Source organism: Streptomyces boncukensis, from assembly GCF_011045075.1.
Taxonomy (GTDB): domain Bacteria; phylum Actinomycetota; class Actinomycetes; order Streptomycetales; family Streptomycetaceae; genus Streptomyces; species Streptomyces boncukensis.
The window spans coordinates 1-17,262 of sequence record NZ_JAAKZZ010000111.1; the positions used below are offsets into that span (position 1 = coordinate 1).

The window sequence follows — 17,262 nt, forward strand, 5'->3', positions numbered from 1 at the left end:
GGCGGGGGCTGGCGGGCGTCGCGGAGCGCGCCGCGCTGCTGGGCGGCACGGCCCGCGCGGGGGCGCACGACGACGGCGTCTGGCGGCTGACGGCCCGGCTGCCCCTCCCTCCCGGCGCCCAGCGCGGCGGAGCGCGCGGCCGGCGGGCAGCCCGGTGACCGCGCCGCTGCGCCTCGTCCTGGCCGACGACGAGCACCTGGTCCGCACGGCGCTGCGCGCCATCCTCGGGGCCGAGGGCGACATGGAGGTGGTGGGCGAGGCGGCGACCGGCAGCGAGGCGGTCTCCGTCGCCCGCGAGCTGCGCCCCGACGTGGTGCTGATGGATGTGCGGATGCCGGAGCTGGACGGGATCCGCGCCACCGAGCTGCTGCTCGCGGCGCCGGCCGGCCCCGTGCCGCGCATCCTCGTCGTCACCACCTTCGAAAACGACTCCTACGTCTACGACGCGCTGCGCGCGGGCGCACACGGCTTCCTGCTCAAGCGCGCGACCCCCGAGGAGCTGGTGGCGGGCGTACGGCTCATCGCGCGCGGCGACTCGCTGCTGTTCCCGTCGGCGCTGCGGGAGCTCGCGGCGCACCACGCGCGCGCCGGCCGCGCCGGCGCGCTGCGCGAGCGGCTCACCGAGCGCGAGGCGGATGTCCTGCGGCTGATGGCGGAGGGCCTGACGAACAGCGAGATCGCCGACCGGATGCACATCGGCAGCGCCACGGCGAAGACCCATGTGGCGGCGGTGCTCGCCAAGCTGGAGGCGCGGGACCGTACCCAGGCGGTGATCGCCGCGTACGAGCACGGGTTCGTGACCCCGAGGTGACGCCCTGCGGCCGGTCGCGCTGGATGAGAAAGTCCTGAGAAGTCCCACTACGTCGGAACCTTGTCCGTCGTACACGCATTCTCTTAGGTGATGAACAGGACCATCAGGCACGCGGGTGTCGTGACGCTGCTCCTGGTCTTCGCGCTCCTGGTGCGCATCACCTGGGTGGAGACCACGGACGGCAAGGCTCTCGCGGACGACAGCAGGAACCGGCGCAACGCCATCGAGCAGTACGCCCAGCCGTTCGGCAACATCATCGTGGCCGGGAAGCCCGTGACCGGCTCCGAGAGGACGCACGGCGGCAACGACCTCGCCTACCGGCGCACCTACGCCCAGGGCCCGCTCTACGCCCCGGTGACCGGCCACGCCTCCCAGACGCACGGCTGGAGCCAGCTCGAAGGCATCTACCAGGACGTCCTCACCGGGTCCGACGACCGCCTCAGATCCCCGCTCGACCTGCTGGAGGGTTCGCGCGCCGAACCGGGGAACGTGCTGACCACCATCCGTCCCGGCGTCCAGAAGGCGGCGTACGACGCGCTCGGCGGCAAGAAGGGGGCCGCCGTCGCGATCGACCCGGCGAACGGCGACATCCTCGGCCTGGTCAGCACTCCCTCCTACGATCCGTCGGCCGTCGCCGGCAGCAGCAGGGCCGACGACGAGGAGTGGCGGAAGCTGAGTGCGAGCGAGCAGCAGCCGCTGCTCAACCGCGCGCTGCGGCAGCCGGTGCCGCCGGGCTCGACGTTCAAGCTGGTGGTCGCGGCCGCCGCGCTGGAGAGCGGGCTCTACTCGTCGGTCGACGAGCGCACCGACAGCCCCGACCCGTACACCCTCAAGGGCACCAGGACGGTGCTCGGCAACGAGAATCCGGCCGCGCCCTGCGAGAACGCCTCCCTCCGCACCGCGCTGCGCTACTCGTGCAACAACGTCTTCGCGAAGCTGGCCACCGACCTGGGCAAGGACAAGGTGCGTGCGCAGGCGGAGAAGTTCGGCTTCAACGACGCGAAGAACGACGTCCCCGTGCGGGCGGCCGAGAGCGTCTACCCCAAGCGGATGGACGAGGCCCAGACGGGACTCAGCGGCATCGGCCAGTACGACGTGACGGCGACGCCGCTGCAGCTGGCGATGGTCACCCAGGCCATCGCGCACGGCGGGGAGCTGACCGGGCCGCACATGGTCGCGCAGGTCCAAAACGCGAGCGGCGACACGCTGCGGGACTACTCCCACCCGTCCGCACGGCGCGTGATGAGCGAGGACACCGCCGCACAGCTGCGGTCCGCGATGCGGACGGTGGTCGACGAGGGCACCGGGACGAACGCGAGGATCGGCGGCATGGCGGTCGGCGGCAAGACCGGCACGGCCCAGCACGGGGTCGACAACAGCGGAACGCCCTACGCCTGGTTCACCTCTTACGCCGAGAACGCCGACGGCAAGCAGGTCGCGGTGGCCGTCCTGGTCGAGGACTCGGACGCGGCACGTGCCGAGATCAGCGGCAACGGCCTGGCGGCCCCGATCGCGAAGCGGATGATGGAGGCGGCGCTGAGGTGACGGGGTGACGGGGTGACGGACAGCGGAGGACGGGTCTGTCCCGTCCGCCCTCCGCCGTCCGCCCGGTGTCGTGCGTCGGGAGTCACGCGTCGGGAGCCGCCCCGCCGCCCTCCGTCCCGCCGCGCGGCCATGTGATCACGCTGTCCGGCACTTCGTCGTCCAGCCTGCGCAGCCGCTCAGGAGACAGCAGCCGGCGCTCGCCCAGGCCGCGGGCCGCCATGCGGGCCACCTCGATCGCGCCGTGCGGCTGGAAGTGGGTGTTGTCGGCGGCGCCGTCCGGATAGTTGGGCCACTCGCCGGGGTCGAGGTGGAGGAAGACGCCGAGCGTCCCCTCCGGCCCCAGCCGGTCCCACTCGGCGAGGCTGACCGCCTGGATGTCGATGAGCGGCACGCGGTCCTCGGCGGCGAGCGCCCGCATGGCGGCCGGGTACTCGCCGTGGCTGGGCAGCGCGTGCCCGGAGCTGTCGAACCGCCGCCGCTCGACGGACGTCAGCAGCACGGGGGTCGCGCCCGCGTCCCGGGCGCCCCTGGTGTAGCGGCGGAGGTACTCCTGGTAGGTGGTGTACGGGTCGGTGCCGCGCGCCGGGTCCTCGGTCTTCTCGTCGTTGTGCCCGAACTGGACGAGGAACAGGTCGCCGGGCCGCAGCGCGCGCAGGATGGGGCCGAGCCTGCCCTCGTCGTAGAAGCTCTTCGAGCTGCGCCCGCTGGCGGCGTGGTTGGCCACCGCGACCCCGCCGGTGAGGAAGGCGGGCAGTGCCATGCCCCAGCCCGCCTCCGGGGCGTACTCGGGGCGCTTGATGTCGGCCGTGGAGTCCCCGGCGATGAAGACGGTGGGAGGCGCCTGGCCGGACCCGGCGGCGTGCGCCGTGCCGGATCCGGTGCCGGTCAGGGCGAAGGCCGCCGGCACCGCGCCGAGCGCCCCCAGCACGCTTCTGCGGGCCACGGCGCCGCGGGGCCGGGAGGAAGACGGGTCGGTCATCGCGACGTGTACTCCTTCTGCGCCTCGTTCAGCCGCTTCGCCAGGTCGTCCGCGAACTCCTTGGCGGTCATCCGGCCGAGCAGCACCTTCTGGAAGTTGGGCTCGGTGTCGGCCTTGCTGATGTTGTTCCAGTCCGGCAGGTAGTACGGGAGCTGGACGACCTTGGTCTTGGGGTCGTCCAGGGACTCCAGGGCCGCCCTGGTCGGCTTGGCGTTCTCGATCCACGCGTCATCTGCGGCGTCGGAGCGGGCCGGGATGGCCCCGGCCGACTCGTTCCACTTGCTGTTCATCTCCTTCGACGTGGCGAACTCGATGAACTTCCAGGCCGCCGCCTTGTTGCCGCTCTTCTTGAAGATGCCCATACCGTCGACGGGGTTGGACACGACGGTGCGCGCGCCGCCCGCCCGGGAGGGCGGCAGCGGGGCACCGTCGATCTTGTCCTTGCCGATCGCCTTCACATGGTCCTGGTAGGAGCCCAGGTTGTGCAGCATCATGCCGATGTCGCCGCTGTCGAACTGGCTGACCATCTTCACGAAGTCGTTGTTCAGGTCGGCCGAGGGGGTGACCTTCTTGTAGAGGTCGGTGTAGCGCTTCAGGGCCGCGACGTTCCTCGGTTCGTTGACCGTGGTCTTGTCGCCGCGCCAGAAGGACGTGATGCCCGACTGCGCGTACATCATGTCCAGGGCCTGGGCGACGGAGCCCTCGCCGCCGCGGATGGTGAAGCCGAACTGGTTGTCGCCCTTGGCCGTCAGCTTCTCGGCCGCCTGGTAGAAGTTGTCCCAGCTGGTGACCGGGGAGTCGAGTCCGGCCTTGTCGAACATGTCGGTGCGCCACCAGAGTGTTCCCTGGTTCGCCGAGGTGGGCACGGAGTACATCTCCTTGCCGTCTCCCCCGGCCGCGGCCACTCCGTCCCGCATGCCGGTGACGAGCTTCCCCTTCAGCGGGCTGTCCGCGATGCGGTCGGAGAGCGGTTCGAGCGCGCCCTGGGCGACCATGTTGGCGAGGTACGCGGTGCCCACCATGCCGACGTCCGGCAGGCTGTCGCCGCCGCCCTGGATGGCGGTGTCGTACTTGGACTGCACGTCGTTGATGGGGACGCCGACGTACTCGACGTCGATGTCGGGGTGCTTCTTCTCGAACGCGGCGATGATCTCCTTCCAGACGTCGGTGCGCTCACCGCCGTTGTTGTCCCAGAAGACGATCTTTCCCTTGCCGCTGCCCTCCTCGCCGGAGTCGCTGCCGTCGTCGCCGCAGGCGGTCGCGGTGAAGGCCAGGGCCAGACAGGCGCCGAGCGCCGCCGCGGCCCGTACCGTGCGCGTCGCCCGTACCGCCCGTGCGGTCCGTGCGGTCCGTGTGGTCGTCGTCCCCGTCGCTCTCGTCGCTCTCATCGCTCAGTCCCCGTTCTCCGAGTCCGGGCGCGGATCCCAGCCGTCCGTGCCACGCAGGTAGTCGGCGGCTTCGTGGTCCGCCGCCTCGGCGTCCGTCATCTGCGGCCGGTCGTCGTTCACCAGCGCGCCGGGCCCGTAGTTGCGGTACTCGCCGAAACGGGCCTCCTCCCACGGGAAGCCGCTCATGTCGGTCCACGGCGACGCCTTCACGGCGGCCGGCAGCTCGGTGTTCCGGATGAGCACCTGCCCGACGGCGTCCGGCTCGCCTCCCGGGTGCCAGGGGCGGCCCAGATGGAAGGTGTCGGCGGGCGCGTCGCTGACCACCCGGGAGTCGGTGATCAGGAAGCCGTACGGGTTGTCCTTCCAGGTGCTGGCCGCCGTGATGTAGCCGTTGTTGCTGCCGCTGCCCCGGCTGAGCGCCCGGATGGTGGAGCGTTCGATCACCGTGGTGGCGCGCCCGTAGATGAAGTCCACGTCGCCCTCGATGTACGAGTCGCGGATGTAGACCCTGCTGACGGTGCTCAGGTCGGGGCTGTTGGTCATCAGGGTGTCCTGGTTGCCCCTGAAGACGGTGTCCTCGAAGACGATGCGGTCGCCGACCGTCTTCATGGCGAGGGCCTGCTCGTTGTCGTAGTCGTGCGCGGCCTCGTCGAAGTCGTTGACGAAGCTCAGCGTGCGCGCGGTGACGTCGGAGGCCGCGATCCGGACGGTGGCGCTGGCGTCGGAGCCTCCGGCCTCGTTCGGGGTGTCGTGCACGATGACCGTGTCGTCGGGTCCGCCGCCCGTGCCGCGCAGCACCAGATGGGGCTTGTCGGCGGGGATGCGGACCTGCTCGCGGTAGGTGCCGGGGGCGATGTCGATGGTGACCGTGCGGTCGTTCCCGGACGGCACGGCGTCGACGGCGTCCTGGACGGTGCCGAACTGGCCCGTTCCGTCCGCGGCGACGGTGAGCACGGACGGGGGCGCCGCGGTGGCCGGGGGCACGGTGCCGGCCAGCAGTGCGCCCGCGCCGCCGACCGCCACGGCGGCGGCCAGGATCCGGGACGTCGGGTGCCGTCGCGGGCCGTCCGCCCGCGGGGTGGGGGTTCCGTGCGTCATGAAGCGGCTCCTCGTGGACGTGGGTGTCATGGACGCGGATGGTGGACGCGGAACGAGGTGAACTCGGCGGTTCCCGCCGGACCGCCGCCGGGCGGCGCCGCGGCGAACAGCCCCAGCTGGGCGCCCATCCAGCCCCAGGGCTTGGCCGCGAAGACCTGCCCCGAGGGCCGGGGCCCCGCGCCGTCGCCCAGGTCGGCCGCGAAGCGGCAGCGGGCCCCCGGGCCGACCTCGACCCGCAGCACGGCCCGGCCCCCGGGCGCGTCGAGCGGTACGGCGGCGTCCCGCTCGCGCTCCGCAGAGGACTCGGCGAAGCGGTGCACCAGGCACACCCCGCCGTCGGGGCCGCGCTCCAGGCCGATCCAGCTGAAGTCGTTCCCGAGGACGGCCAGTCCGGCCCTGGCGCCCTCGGCGGCGCCCGGCGCGAACCGCAGTGCGACCTGGACGGTGCACCGCTCGCCCGGCAGCCGCTGCACCAGCACGCCGGGCAGAGTCCGCAGGTCGTGCGCGCTGCCGGTGCGCGGACAGGGGAGCCACAGCCCGTCGCCCTCGTGCGCGACGCTCCAGCCGGGGCGCGGAGTGGCCGTCCACGTCCACTGGGGGCCGAAGCGCCCGCCGGGGAAGTCGTCGTCGGTGCCGGGGCCCGCGGCGGGCGCCCCGGCACCGCCTCCGGCACCGGCCCCGGTGGTGTCCGTGGCGGTGTCCGCGGTGCCGCGCGGCCGGGCGTGGGCGGCCACCGGGACGCCGCCGTCGCCGATGACGGGCCAGCCGTCCGCTCCCCAGCGCAGCGGCTGGAGGTGGGTGACACGGCCGTAGGCCCCGCGGTCCTGGAAGTGCAGGAAGTAGTGCTCGCCATGCGGGGTGTCCACCCAGGCCCCCTGGTGCGGCCCGTTGACGTCCGTGCCGCCCTGCTCCAGGACGACGCGCTCCTCGTACGGGCCGGTGAACTCCCGGGCGCGGAAGGCGCCCTGCCAGCCGGTCGGGACTCCGCCCGCCGGTGCGAAGATCCAGAAGTGGCCGTCGTGCCGGTAGAGCTTGGGGCCTTCCAGGGTGAACCAGCCGGGCAGCCGGTCGCCGTCCACCACGGTGCGTCCGGCGTCCAGCAGCCCGCGCGCGTCCGGGGCCATCCGGTGCCCGGTCAGCCGGTTCTTCACCCCCGACCGGGACTTCGCCCAGGCGTGCACCAGATAGGCGGCGCCGTCCTCGTCCCACAGGGGACAGGGGTCGATCAGGCCGCGCCCCGGCTTCAGCAGCAGCGGCGGGCTCCACGGGCCGCCGATGTCCGGTGCGTTGATCTGGTAGACGCCCCGGTCGGGGTCTCCCCAGAAGATCCAGAACCGGCCCGCGTGGTGCCGCAGCGCGGGCGCCCACACGCCGCCCTCCGGGCGGGGGTTCGCGTAGTCGGCCGCGGGCTCCGGCCGGGCCAGCGCGTGCCCGACCAGGCGCCAGTCGACCAGGTCGCGGGAGTGCAGCAGGGGCAGCCCGGGGACGCGGGTGAAGCTGGACGCCGTCATGTAGTAGTCGTCGCCGACGCGGATGGCGTCCGGGTCGGACCAGTCGGCGTGCAGCACGGGGTTGCGGTAGCGGGCGCCGTCCGGGCGGCTGTCCTGGGTCGCGGTCATACGGCCGCTCTCCGGTCGGTCAGATGCGCCGCCGTACGGGCCGCCGCCTGCGGGGTGAGGCGCCCGTCCGCGACGGCGGTGACGATGCGCCGTGTGACGCACGCGCCGGGCGGGACGGACAGCCGGGTGTCCCAGGCGAGCGCCGAACCGACCCCGGGGTACTCGGCCACGCGGACGAACCAGGGATCCTCGCGGGTGCGTTCCGTCGCACCGGCGAAGACCAGCGTCCAGTCGTCCGTCGCCATCGCCAGCCAGTCGGCCCGGCTGCCGTGCACCGCCCCCTCCCCGCTGTCCCGCGCGGTGAAGACGGCGAAGGGGCCGCGCGCCGCGGCCGGCGGGCGCCAGAAGAAGCCGCCGTATCCGGCGCCCGCGCGGCCGTTGGTGGCGGGGCTGCCGAGGGACAGCTCCTCGCCGGTGCTGTTGGTCAGCGCGGTGGTCACGTCGAGGGCCCAGCGGCCGTCGGCGATCCTGCGGGCCGCCACGGTCCGCCGCTCGGTGAGCAGTTCGCGCCCCGCAGCCGTCCAGGACAGCTCCTCGATGAACCCGTCCGCGTCCCGCAGCATCCAGCCGGTATGCCGCTGGACGCCGTGGTTGTCGAGCGCGACGGGGCCCTGGCCGCGCACATAGGTGCGTCCGCCCCAGAAGTTGGCGCCCGCCACGTCGGGCACCGCCACCCCGGCGCCGAAGTGGTGCGGATGGTCGTCCGGGCGGACCTCGGTGACCTCGGTGCCGCCGAGCGTGCGGACGGGGTGGAGATACGGGCGGGGCGCGTCGGCGGCGGCGAGCCGCTGCCGGTACACGTAGGTGGCGACGGCGCGGTCCGCGCAGTGCAGCGTGACGGACCGGGGCGCGTCCTGCGGAAGCGCGTGCGGTGCGGTCAAGGTACGGTCACCTCCAGCGGGGGCACGGCCCAGGGGGCGTGCAGTTCGGAGTAGAGCGCGAGGGTCTCCGCACCGGCGGCCGTGAGGCCGTCGACGCCGGGGACGGTGCGGCGCCCCGGCAGCTGCTTCCAGGCGCCCGGCGGGATCGGGTGCGGCGGGGGCGCCGTCCGGACGGCCTCGACGAGCCGCATGAAGGCCCCCGTGCGCTCCGGGGGCGCGAGCAGCGGCGTGCCGTCCGCGAGGTGGGCCGCGAGGTTCTCCAGCAGGTCCGTGCGGCCGTGGCGGCTGCGCCGGGGGCTGTGGCCCTCCCGTTCGACGAGCAGCTCGTCCTGCTTGTACCAGAAGGTGATCCGGCCGCGTTCGCCGTGCACGACGACATACGGCTCGGAGCTCTCCTCGGCGCACAGCGTCACGGCGGCGGTGACGTCGGTGCCCGCGGCGGTGCGGACGCGGACGCAGGAGGTGTCGTCGGCCTCGATGGGGTTGGCGCGGTACAGCTCCAGTTCGAGGCCCCGCACGTCCTCGGCGCGGTCCGCGCGGGCGAGGCGCAGCGCGGTGGCGACGGCGTGCGCGAGGGGGTTGGTGAGCACGCCGTCCATCACGTCCCGGCCGTGCAGGGTCCGGTGCCCCGCCCAGGGGACGCGCCGCCAGTACGCGTCGTCGCGCACCCAGGCGCCCGCGGCGCCGACTCCGCGCACCGCGCCGATGGCGCCCTGCTCGACGAGCGCGGTGGCGGTGTCGAGGGCGTGCGAGCCGAAGGACTGGAAGCCGATCTGGCAGGCGGTGCCGGTGCCGCGCACGGTCTCCACGAGCGCCTCGAAGTCCGCGCGGGAGGGTGTCGGCGGCTTCTCCAGCAGCTGGTGCACGCCGCGCCGGGCCACGGTGGACGCGAGCTCCAGGTGCGTGTGGATCGGCGTGCACAGTACGGCCGCCTGGGCGCCGGTGCGGTCCAGGAGCGCGCCGAGGTCGTCGGACTGCGGAACCGGCGGGCCCGCCAGCTCCTCCGCGCTCAGCGGGCGCAGTTCGCAGACCCCGGCGAGCCGGGCGACGCCCGCCCGCTCCAGGCGCCGGATGTTGTGCAGGTGTGTGCGTCCGTGCCCGTGCGCGCCGGCCAGGACGACGCGCAGCGGCGCGTCCGGCTCCGTCGGCCCCCGTCCGTCACCTGCCGGTACTCGGCCGGTCGGTCCTCCGTCTGCCATCAGCCCTTCACCGCCCCCGCGCTGAAGCCCGTCACCAGCCACCGCTGGATGAAGGCGAAGATGATGACGACGGGGACGGCGGCGACCACGCCCCCGGCGGCGAGCGCGCCCAGATCGACGCTGTCGGCGCCCAGCAGGGTGTTGAGGCCCACCGGAATCGTCTGCTTGTCCTGCGAGCTGAGGAACATCAGCGCGAACAGGAAGTGGTTCCAGCTGTGCACGAACGCGAAGGACCCGACGGCCACCAGCCCGGGGCGCAGCAGCGGCAGCACGACGGCGCAGAAGGCGCGGAACCGGCCGCACCCGTCCACCCAGGCGGCCTCCTCCAGCGAGGGGGGAACGTTTCTGACGAACCCGCTCAGCAGAATGAGGGAGAGCGGCAGCTGGAACACCGCCTCGGCGATGATCACGCTGCCCAGGGAGTTGATCATCTGGAGGTTCTTGAAGATCTCGAAGAGCGGCACCAGCATCAGCGCGCCCGGGATGAACTGCGAGCACAGCAGCGCCAGCAGGAACGGCGTCTTGAGCCGGAAGGAGAAGCGGGCGAGCGCGTAGCCCCCGGCGAGCGAGACGAACAGCGTCATCACCATGGAGGCGACCCCGACGAGCACGCTGTTCTGGAAGAAGACCCCGAAGCTCCGCTCGTTCCACACCTTCTCGAAGTGCTCGGTGGTGGCGGGCCAGGGCAGCAGCGAGCGGGACCCGGCGGGACGCACCGCGTACAGCAGCATCCAGTAGAACGGGATGAGCGTGAACAGCAGGTACAGCCCGAGCGGGACGAACAGCTGCCAGCGCGGCACGTCGTCGGTGACCGGGCGGCGCCGTCCGCCCCCTCCCGGGCCCCGGCGCCCGCGCGGGGGGCGTGCGGTGGGCGCGGTGCGGCCGTGGCCGCTGTCCGGGGTGGTCGTGGTCACGGCGGTGGTCACCGGTCATCGCCTCCGAACTTGCTCAGGCGCAGATAGAGGATCGAGAAGAAGAGCAGGATCACGAAGGCGACGGTGGTGAGCGCGGAGGCGTAGCCGAAGTCGTGGCCGTCGATCCCGGTGTTGGCGACGTACAGCGGGAGGGTGGTGGTCTCTCCCGCGGGGCCGCCGCCGGTGAGGGTGTAGAGCAGGTCGACGTTGTTGAACTCCCACACCGCGCGCAGCAGGGTGGACAGCACGATCGCGTTCTTCAGGTGCGGCAGGGTGATGTGCAGGAAGCGCCGCACCCGCCCCGCACCGTCCACCGAGGCCGCTTCGTACAGGTCCTTGGGGACGGACTGGAGGTCGGCCAGGATGAGGATCGCGAAGAACGGCACACCGCGCCACAGTTCGGCCAGGACCGCGGCCCAGAAGACGGTGCCGGTGTCGGACAGGACGGAGGTTCCGTACTCCCCGATCCCGATGTCCGCGAGGTAGCGGCTGATGCCGGTCGCGGGGTTGTAGAGCAGGATCCAGATGGTGGTCGTCAGGACGCCGGAGACCGCCCAGGGCGAGAAGACCAGGGCGCGGGCGATGCCCCGGCCGACGAACGTCTGGTTGACGATCAGGGCGAGGGCCAGTCCGAACACCAGCTGGAGGCCGACCTCGACGACGACCCACTGCGCGCTGAAGGCGAGGGTGTGCCAGAACAGGTCGTCCTCGGTGAGGATCTCCCGGAAGTTGTCCAGCCCGGCGAAGCCGTTGCGCCAGGGTTTGGCGACGTTGTAGTGCTGCAGGCTGTAGTAGAGCACGCTGAGCATCGGGTACGCGATGAAGCCCAGCATCAGCAGGACGGCGGGGGATATCAGCCAGTAGGGAAGGGCACGCGCGCCGGTGGCACGCGCGCGGCGTTTCGACGGCACGGCGAGGACCATGGCCGGTGCTCCGTTCTACGGTCTGTCTGTCTCGGGGCGCCCGGCGGCCACCGGGGCGCCGAGCGGACACCGAACCTCGTTCGAAATATCGGATAAATAAAACCGGCTGGCGGCGGCTCAGCCCGCGTACGGCTCCGGCACCTCGCCAGGACGGGCGAGGAAGGCGAAGTCGCAGCCGGCGTCGGCCTGGGTGATGTGGTCCTGGTAGAGGGCGCCGTAGCCGCGTCCGTAGCGGGCGGGCGGCGGGCGCCAGGCGGCGCGGCGGCGGGCCAGCTCCGCACCGGCCACATCCAGCCGCAGGGTGCGGGAGGGGACGTCGAGGGTGATCGGGTCCCCGTCCCTGACGAGCGCCAGCGGCCCGCCGACGTGCGACTCGGGTGCGATGTGCAGCACGCAGGCGCCGTAACTGGTCCCGCTCATCCGCGCGTCCGAGAGCCGCACCATGTCCCGCACGCCCTCCTTGAGCAGCCGCTCCGGGATCGGCAGCATGCCGTACTCGGGCATCCCGGGGCCGCCCAGCGGGCCCGAGCCGCGCAGCACCAGCACGCTGTCGGGGGTCACGGGCAGGTCCGGGTCGTCGATCCGCTCCTGCATCGTGCGGTAGTCGTCGAAGACCACGGCCGGGCCGGTGTGGCTGAGCAGCCGGGGCTCGGCGGCGATGTGCTTGATGACGGCGCCGTCCGGCGCGAGGTTGCCGCGCAGTACGGCGAGGCCGCCCTCGGCGGCCAGCGGGCGGTTCAGCGGCCGGATGACGCCGTCGTCGTGCACCAGCGCGCCGTCCAGCTGCGCGCGCAGGGTGCGGTGCGCGACCGTCGGCCGGTCCAGGTGGAGATACGCCTCGCCGAGCCGCGCCAGCAGCCCCGGCAGGCCGCCCGCGTAGTGGAAGTCCTCCATCAGATGGGCGCCGCCGGGCCGGACGTCGGCGAGCACCGGGGCCCGGCGGGCCAGCGTGTCGAAGTCGTCCAGCCCGAACTCCACTCCGGCGCGGCCCGCCATCGCCAGCAGATGGATGACCGCGTTGGTCGAGCCGCCCAGGGCGCAGACGGTGGTGACCGCGTCCTCGAACGCCTCACGGGTCAGGAAGCGGGACAGCGGCGCACCGGACCGGACGAGCGCGACAGCCCGCATCCCCGCCGCCGCGGCCATCCGCGCATGCCCCGAGTCGACGGCCGGAATGGACGAGGCCCCGGGCAGCGTGACCCCCAGCGCCTCGGCCGCAGCGGTCATGGTGGAGGCGGTGCCCATCGTCATGCACGTGCCGGGCGAGCGGGCCAGCCCGCACTCCAGCTCGGACAGTTCGCGGTCCCCGATCAGCCCGGCCCGCCTGTCGTCCCAGTACCGCCACATGTCCGTGCCGGAGCCGAGCGTCTCTCCGCGCCAGTGCCCGCGCAGCATCGGGCCGGCCGGCACGAACACGCTGGGCAGGTCGGCGGAGGCGGCGCCCATCAGCAGCGCGGGTGTCGTCTTGTCGCAGCCGCCCATCAGCACGGCGCCGTCGACCGGGTACGAGCGCAGCACCTCCTCGGTCTCCATGGACAGCAGGTTGCGGTAGAGCATCGGGGTGGGCTTCTGGAAGGTCTCCGAGAGCGTGGCCACAGGGAACTCCAGCGGGAAGCCGCCGGCCTGCCACACCCCGCGTTTGACCGCCTCGGCGCGCTCCCGCAGATGCTGGTGGCAGGGGTTGATGTCGGACCAGGTGTTGAGTACGGCGATCACGGGCTTGCCGAGGTGCTCCTCGGGCAGATAGCCGAGCTGCCGGGTGCGCGCCCGGTGGCTGAACGCACGCAGCCCCTCGGTGCCGTACCAGTGGTGGCTGCGCAGCGTGCCGCCGCCGCCCGGCCCGTACGCGTCGGTTCTGTCGTCCGCGTCGGTCATGCGCGGTCCTCCTCCGCGGGCGTATGACAGTCCAGGCCCCAGTCCTCCACGATCCGCGCCACCGCCGCGTGCTCGCTCCCGGGCAGCGGCGCGCTGGGCGGGCGCACCTGGGCGCGGCACAGGCCCAGCACCGACAGGGCCGCCTTGACGACGCTGACGTTGTGCGCCGACTGGCGCGCCGCGCGCAGCTCCTCGAAGGCCCGCACCCGCTCCCAGACCTTCATGGCGGCCCCGAAGTCCCCGGCCCGCAGCGCGGACTGCATCTCGGCGGAGAGCCGCGGGGCGACGTTGACGAGCCCGGAGGTGAAGCCGGTGGCACCGCAGGCCGCGTACGCGGGCGCGTACAGCTCGGCCAGGCCCGCCACCCAGACGAACCGGTCCAGCCCCGCCTCGCGGGCGACCGCGGCGAACCGCGCCACGTCCGGCACCGCGTACTTGACGCCGATCACGTTGGGGCAGGCCGCGCCCAGCTCGGCGAGGGCGCTCCCGGACAGGTGCGGGTTGCGCACATACGGGACGACGCCGAGCTCGGGCACGGCCTCGGCGATGGCGCGGTGGTAGTCGACCCAGCCGCGCTCCGACACATACGGGTGCGCCGGCTGGTGCACCATCACCATCGCGGCCCCCGCCTCGCGTGCGTGCCGCGCCGCGGAGACGGCGGCCGGGACCTCGTGGCCGACCCCGGCCACCACCCGCTCGCCGCCGCCCGCCTCGGCGACCGTCAGCTCGGTCTCCGCGCGCCGCTCCTCGGGGGTGAGCGCGTAGAACTCGCCGGTGTTGCCGCACGGCGTCAGGGTGCGGATGCCGCCGTCCAGCAGCCGCCGCACCAGCGCGCGGTAGGCGGCGGTGTCGAACCCGCCGCGCGCGTCGAAGGGGGTGACGGGGATGGCGACGACGTCCGCCAGGGCTGCGCGCTGCGCGGTGAAGCCGTCCGCTCCGCCTGCTCCGCCCCTTCCGCTGCTCACTCCGCCTCCCGGGGGAAGGCTCTGCTGACGAACCCCTCGATGTGCGCGTGGAGCAGCCGGGCCGCTCCGTCCGCGTCGCCCTCCCGCACGCAGGCGAGGATCTCCCGGTGCTCGGCCGCCTCCCGCTCCCAGGACGGCTCGGCCTCCCAGGCGACGGCGGAGACGAGCGCCGTCTGGTCGCGCAGGTCGTCGAGCATCCCGGCGAGCAGCGGGTTGCCGCACGGCAGATACAGCGCGCGGTGGAACTCCCGGTTGGCCAGCGACCGCTCCGCGCGGTCCGCCGCGCGGTCGGCCCGCTCCAGCGCGTCCCGTGCGGCGGACAGCCCGGCGGCGGCCGCACGGCGGACCGTGCGGCGCACCGCCTCGGGCTCCAGCAGGAGACGGACGTCGTAGACGGACCGTGCCATGGCCGTGTCAACGGTACGGACGGTCACGCCCCGGTACTCGCTCATCTCCACGAGCCCGCGGCCCGCGAGGGTCTTCAGCGCCTCGCGGACCGGGGTCTTGGACACGCCGAACCGTGCGGCGAGTTCGGCCTCGACCAGGGACTGCCCCGGCGGCAACTGGCCGGTGAGGATGTCGTGCTTCACAGCTTCCAGGACGTACTGGGTGCGGGACGGAATGGGCAGTGGCGATTCGACGGACACCATGCGGCTCTCATGTCTCGGGTGCTCACGGGGAGCCTCATATCTCATATACGACGCATGAGATATGAGATACGAGGTGCAGTGGGCAGCAAGGTAGAAGGCCCCCCGAGCCCCGTCAACGGTTCTGACAGAACTCGGGGAACGCGGAGTCGGGAGCGGCCATGCGCGCCCTGCGGACGCCTCTTACGCCAAGGCCGCCCTGACGGCCTCCAGGTCGCTGTCGGAGGCCAGGCCCGCGTGGTAGACGCGCAGTTCGTCCGCGCCCAGTGCGCGGGCGTGCGCGGCGTCCTCGGCGAGGGTGTGCGGCGAGCCGCCCATGCCGGAGACGACGGGGAAGTTGGCGGCCAGGACGCCGGTCCCGGGGCGGCGCCGGGCGGCGAACAGGCCGAGCGCCTCGGCCCGTTCGGGCGCGCCCCGCGGGCCCGGCGCGCACGGGACGACGACGCCGTCGGCGTGCGCGAGGACGTCCCCCGGGTCGGTGCCCGCGTTGGCGCCGGTGCGGTGCGGCGCCGGGTCGGCGTGCAGCAGCACCCGGAAGCCGGGGTCGGCCGCCTCGCGGGCGGCCTCGGCGCGTACCGCCGCCACGGCCTCGCGCTGCAGCCGGCGCGCCGCCTCCTCCCGCCACGCCGCGAACAGCCCGGCGCGCCCGGCGCCCAGCAGCTCCTCGATCGCGGCCCGTTCGGCTTCCCGGACGCCGCCGGGTGCGGCACCGCCCGGAGCACCGCCCGGAGCGCCGTCCGGGGCCGCGCGCGCACCGCGCCAGAGCGGTTCCAGCGCCTCCCGTACGGCGGCCCGCAGAGCGTCCGGGTCGGCGCCGAGCCCGGCGTACCCCTCCTCGCACACCTCGCAGAAGCACAGCGACATCAGGTACTGCCCCGCGCCGCCGAGCGCCACCCCGGCCGTCTTGTCGTGGGCGTGCAGATGCGCCAGCCCGTACCAGCCGCAGGACTCCAGCTCGGTGCCGCGCGTCCCGCTGCCGGGCCGTACGGCGGCCTCGGCCGCGAGCGTCACCGCGTACCCGCGCACCTCGGGGCGTGCGATGCAGGGCGCCCACGGGTAGCGGTCGCCGTAGGCGTTGCGCACGGCGATGTGCGGATGCTCCTCGCCGAGCCGGGAGTTGTGCGCCAGCACCACCCAGGAGTGCACCTCGACGCCCGCGGCGGCCAGCGCCCGCGCCGCCTGCGCGTAGGCCCCTCGGGGGTCGTCGGCCGGCACCCAGTCCTGCGGGTACGGGCGCAGCCGGTGCGCCGCCCAGCGCGCCGGGTCGGGCGGGTAGAGGACGGCGGCGTGCCGGGCTGTGACGACGCGCCGGGCGGGATGGCGCGGGGTGAGCGCGCGCGTGGAGTGGTAAGCGGACGCCAGGACGGCGTGGCCGACCCCCAGTTCGGCCAGCCGCTCCGGGGCGCGGGGGTCGCCGACGACGTCCCAGGGGTAGAGGAAGGCGGCGGCCCGCATCACGCCGCGCCCACCAGGGCCAGGCCGCGGTCGATCAGGTCGCCCAGCTCCTTCAGGTGCGCGGGAGCGGGCTCGGTGAAGGGCGGGCGCACCTCCCCCACGTCCAGCCCGCGCAGCCGCACGCCGGCCTTGACGAGCGAGACGGCGTAGCCGTGGCCCTGGTTGCGCAGGGCGACCAGGGGCGCGTAGAAGCCGTCCAGCAGGGCGCGCACCGTCTCCTCGTCCCCGGTGGCGAGGGCCCGGTGGAACGCGAGGGCGACCTCGGGCACGAAGCAGAAGACGGCGGAGGAGTACAGCTCCACCCCGAGCGCGCGGTACGCGAGCCCGGTCAGCTCGGCGGTGGGGAGCCCGTTGAAGTAGAGGAAGTCCCGCTCCTGGCCGGCGGCGCGTACGGCGGTGATGATGCGCTGCATCAGGTCCGGGTCGCCGTGGCCGTCCTTGAGGCCGATCACGCGGGGCAGCCGGGCCAGTTCGGCGACGGTGGAGGGGGCGAAGACGGCGTTGTCCCGCTGGTAGACCACCAGGTCCAGCCCTGTGGCCCCGGCCAGCGCGGTGTAGTGCCGCAGCAGGCCCTCCTGGCCGGGCGTCACCAGATAGGGCGGCATGGCCAGCAGCCCGTCGGCGCCCGCCTCCTCGGCGAGCGCGGCGAACTCGGCGGCGAGCGCCGTGCCGTAGCCGGCGCCCGCGAGCACCGGCACCCGGCCGTCCGCCTCCGCCACGGCGGCGGCGACGCAGTCGCGGAACTCGCCCGGCGCGAGGGCGTGGAACTCCCCCGTGCCGCAGCAGGCGAACACCGCGCCGGCGCCGGCGTCGACGCCCTGGCGCACATGCGTACGGAACGTGGCGAGATCGAGGGAGCCGTCCGGCGCGAAGGCGGTGACGGGGAAGAAGAGCAGCCCGCCGAGCCGCTGGGCGAGCGACGGGGGCCGCCCCGGCGCGGACGCGCTCGGCTCGGGCGGGCGG

The 17,262-nt window shown here is 73.8% G+C and carries 15 protein-coding genes and 1 pseudogene; 3 read left to right on the forward strand and 13 right to left on the reverse strand.

Features of this window, described 5'->3' with window-relative positions; all coding sequences use genetic code 11:
• The 3 genes from G5C65_RS39195 to G5C65_RS13515 all read left to right on the forward strand — a co-directional run.
• On the forward strand, window positions 1-158 hold a 158-nt coding region (locus tag G5C65_RS39195; RefSeq protein WP_478501604.1), incomplete at its 5' end, for an ATP-binding protein.
• A complete protein-coding gene (locus G5C65_RS13510; protein ID WP_165299044.1) occupies window positions 155-811 on the forward strand; it encodes a response regulator in 657 nt (218 codons plus the stop codon). The genes G5C65_RS39195 and G5C65_RS13510, both read left to right, overlap by 4 nt.
• Before the next feature lie 90 nt (window positions 812-901).
• Window positions 902-2,356: a peptidoglycan D,D-transpeptidase FtsI family protein gene (locus tag G5C65_RS13515; protein WP_165299045.1), complete on the forward strand. Its 1,455-nt coding sequence runs from the start codon at window positions 902-904 to the stop codon at window positions 2,354-2,356.
• An 82-nt stretch (window positions 2,357-2,438) separates the two neighbouring features.
• Here the strand turns inward: G5C65_RS13515 and G5C65_RS13520 are convergent, their stop codons facing one another.
• The 13 genes and pseudogenes from G5C65_RS13520 to G5C65_RS13580 form a co-directional block, all read right to left on the reverse strand.
• Complete coding sequence (locus tag G5C65_RS13520) at window positions 2,439-3,335, reverse strand: rhamnogalacturonan acetylesterase (protein ID WP_165299046.1); 897 nt, start codon at window positions 3,333-3,335, stop codon at window positions 2,439-2,441.
• Complete coding sequence (locus G5C65_RS13525; protein ID WP_165299047.1) at window positions 3,332-4,723, reverse strand: ABC transporter substrate-binding protein; 1,392 nt, start codon at window positions 4,721-4,723, stop codon at window positions 3,332-3,334. Before G5C65_RS13525 ends, G5C65_RS13520 begins: the two co-directional genes overlap by 4 nt.
• A 3-nt stretch (window positions 4,724-4,726) precedes the next feature.
• Window positions 4,727-5,677, reverse strand: a pseudogene (locus G5C65_RS13530) (pectinesterase family protein); the annotation flags it as partial.
• A gap of 170 nt (window positions 5,678-5,847) precedes the next feature.
• A complete protein-coding gene (locus G5C65_RS13535; protein ID WP_165299049.1) occupies window positions 5,848-7,440 on the reverse strand; it encodes a glycoside hydrolase family 43 protein in 1,593 nt (530 codons plus the stop codon).
• Window positions 7,437-8,321 carry a DUF6807 domain-containing protein gene (locus G5C65_RS13540; protein WP_241265768.1) on the reverse strand — a complete coding sequence of 295 codons (885 nt, stop codon included), beginning with the start codon at window positions 8,319-8,321 and terminating at the stop codon, window positions 7,437-7,439. The genes G5C65_RS13535 and G5C65_RS13540 overlap by 4 nt, the downstream gene beginning before the upstream one ends.
• Window positions 8,318-9,520 carry a Gfo/Idh/MocA family protein gene (locus G5C65_RS13545; protein ID WP_165299050.1) on the reverse strand — a complete coding sequence of 401 codons (1,203 nt, stop codon included), beginning with the start codon at window positions 9,518-9,520 and terminating at the stop codon, window positions 8,318-8,320. Before G5C65_RS13545 ends, G5C65_RS13540 begins: the two co-directional genes overlap by 4 nt.
• Entirely contained in the window at window positions 9,520-10,446 is a 927-nt protein-coding gene (locus G5C65_RS13550) for a carbohydrate ABC transporter permease (protein ID WP_420903308.1), read from the reverse strand. Before G5C65_RS13550 ends, G5C65_RS13545 begins: the two co-directional genes overlap by 1 nt.
• Complete coding sequence (locus tag G5C65_RS13555; RefSeq protein WP_165299051.1) at window positions 10,443-11,357, reverse strand: carbohydrate ABC transporter permease; 915 nt, start codon at window positions 11,355-11,357, stop codon at window positions 10,443-10,445. Before G5C65_RS13555 ends, G5C65_RS13550 begins: the two co-directional genes overlap by 4 nt.
• Before the next feature lie 117 nt (window positions 11,358-11,474).
• Window positions 11,475-13,232: an L-arabinonate dehydratase gene (araD, locus tag G5C65_RS13560; RefSeq protein WP_165299052.1), complete on the reverse strand. Its 1,758-nt coding sequence runs from the start codon at window positions 13,230-13,232 to the stop codon at window positions 11,475-11,477.
• Window positions 13,229-14,197: a dihydrodipicolinate synthase family protein gene (locus G5C65_RS13565; protein WP_165299053.1), complete on the reverse strand. Its 969-nt coding sequence runs from the start codon at window positions 14,195-14,197 to the stop codon at window positions 13,229-13,231. Before G5C65_RS13565 ends, araD begins: the two co-directional genes overlap by 4 nt.
• Window positions 14,194-14,847 (reverse strand): GntR family transcriptional regulator, encoded by a 654-nt coding sequence (locus tag G5C65_RS13570; RefSeq protein ID WP_165299054.1) that lies wholly within the window; start codon window positions 14,845-14,847, stop codon window positions 14,194-14,196. The genes G5C65_RS13565 and G5C65_RS13570 overlap by 4 nt, the downstream gene beginning before the upstream one ends.
• A gap of 180 nt (window positions 14,848-15,027) precedes the next feature.
• On the reverse strand, window positions 15,028-16,299 hold the full coding sequence (locus tag G5C65_RS13575) for a hypothetical protein (protein ID WP_165299057.1): 1,272 nt from the start codon (window positions 16,297-16,299) through the stop codon (window positions 15,028-15,030).
• A complete protein-coding gene (locus tag G5C65_RS13580; protein ID WP_165299058.1) occupies window positions 16,299-17,195 on the reverse strand; it encodes a 5-dehydro-4-deoxyglucarate dehydratase in 897 nt (298 codons plus the stop codon). The genes G5C65_RS13575 and G5C65_RS13580 overlap by 1 nt, the downstream gene beginning before the upstream one ends.
• Window positions 17,196-17,262 lie beyond the last annotated feature (67 nt).

What these genes read in the sequence shown, in the direction of transcription:
- G5C65_RS13515 (WP_165299045.1), top strand. Translation starts at nt 902, where the DNA reads ATGAACAGGACCATCAGGCACGCGGGTGTCGTGACGCTGCTCCTGGTC.
- G5C65_RS13520 (WP_165299046.1), bottom strand. Translation starts at nt 3,335, where the DNA reads ATGACCGACCCGTCTTCCTCCCGGCCCCGCGGCGCCGTGGCCCGCAGA.
- G5C65_RS13525 (WP_165299047.1), bottom strand. Translation starts at nt 4,723, where the DNA reads ATGAGAGCGACGAGAGCGACGGGGACGACGACCACACGGACCGCACGG.
- G5C65_RS13535 (WP_165299049.1), bottom strand. Translation starts at nt 7,440, where the DNA reads ATGACCGCGACCCAGGACAGCCGCCCGGACGGCGCCCGCTACCGCAAC.
- G5C65_RS13545 (WP_165299050.1), bottom strand. Translation starts at nt 9,520, where the DNA reads ATGGCAGACGGAGGACCGACCGGCCGAGTACCGGCAGGTGACGGACGG.
- G5C65_RS13555 (WP_165299051.1), bottom strand. Translation starts at nt 11,357, where the DNA reads ATGGTCCTCGCCGTGCCGTCGAAACGCCGCGCGCGTGCCACCGGCGCG.
- araD (WP_165299052.1), bottom strand. Translation starts at nt 13,232, where the DNA reads ATGACCGACGCGGACGACAGAACCGACGCGTACGGGCCGGGCGGCGGC.
- G5C65_RS13570 (WP_165299054.1), bottom strand. Translation starts at nt 14,847, where the DNA reads ATGGTGTCCGTCGAATCGCCACTGCCCATTCCGTCCCGCACCCAGTAC.
- G5C65_RS13575 (WP_165299057.1), bottom strand. Translation starts at nt 16,299, where the DNA reads ATGCGGGCCGCCGCCTTCCTCTACCCCTGGGACGTCGTCGGCGACCCC.